General features: G+C 62.5%; 1 protein-coding gene. It reads right to left on the minus strand.

Annotated elements, in window-relative coordinates; translation table 11 throughout:
* A partial coding sequence (locus ACXJ7R_RS32985; protein WP_457155453.1) for a vWA domain-containing protein occupies nt 1-1,335 on the minus strand: 1,335 nt, incomplete at both ends.

Genomic DNA, 1,335 nt, shown 5'->3' on the forward strand with positions numbered 1-1,335 from the left:
GTTGCAAGATCAAGCGTGGTGAGCGCGACATAGTCGTCCGGCGGCAGCCAGAACTTGCTGTCCGGCCCATAGGAATGCTCGACATCGTCGCGTGAACCGTCGATCTTCTTCTTCGCCTTGACGATCTGGAAGCCGAGGCCGGAACTGTCGGCCTTGTCGCCGCCGGTGACATAATAAGCGTTGAACACGACGTGCCCGACGCCGACGATGACGTCCTTTTCGATCGTCTGCCCGGCGGCCAGTTGGATGGTCTCGACCACCGAACCGCTGCCGATCTGAACCGTGACCTTCTGTTCACCCGCCGGTACGATGATCTTGGTGTCGCCATAGTGGGTGGTGTTGCCGCCGGGATAGGTGAAGTCGACATGGGCCTCGTCACTGATGTCGGCGCCCTGGCTCGGCCGCGGATGAATGAGCATGGTGCCCGCGTTCAAGGTGAACAGCGGCTTGTAGACCTGGCCGGCCTCGATCTTGAATTTCTGCTCCACCTTGGCCTCGTCGTCGCGTGCAACGACGACATAGTCGCCGGGCTCGAGATTGCCCTTGTAGGCGCCATATTCGGTGGTCACGGAATCCTCGCGCGAGCCGTCGGAATTCGCCTTGTAGATCTCCCAGGCGTTGCCGTCGGTGATCGGCTCGCCACCTTCGGCCATCACCACCGTCGGCTGGAAGTTGAATTCCGGTTTCGCGGGCTCCGGCGCAGGCGTCGGGGCGGGAGCCGGTTCAGGAGCAGGAGCGGGTGCTGGTGCTGGTGCCGCCACCGTCTCGACTAGCGCCTCCTGCAACGCCTTCTCATCGGAGGCCTGGATGTACTTGCCGCCCGTGTTGTCGGCGAGGCAGGCGATCTGCTTGCCTTCGTCGGCGGTGAGGCCGAAGCCGACGACGTCAGCGGTGAAATCGACGCCGGACGCCTCGAGTTCCTTGCCAAGCGCGCAGGGATCGCCGCCGCATGTTTCCAGCCCGTCGGTGATGAGGACGACGGTCGCCTTGTCCTCGGTGTATTTCAACGCTTCGGCCGCCTGCTTGACGGCGGCCGTCAGCGGCGTCTTGCCGAGGAATTTCAGGCTGTCGGCAGCGGCCGAGATGGCGCTTGCCGAGCCTGCCTGTGGTGGCACGATCAACTGGATGTCGTCGCAACTGCCTTTTTCGCGATGGCCATAGGCCATGAAGCCGATCTCGTCATCGGCGGGAACCGATTGAAGCACGGTTCTCAGCGATTCACGGGCGATTTCGAGCTTGGGCTTGCCGTCGATCTGCGCCCACATGGAGCCAGAGGCATCGAGAATGATGATGACCTTGTTTGCGGCAAAGCCGAACGTCGTCATCGACAAAAGG

The organism is Mesorhizobium sp. P5_C1, assembly GCF_054049815.1.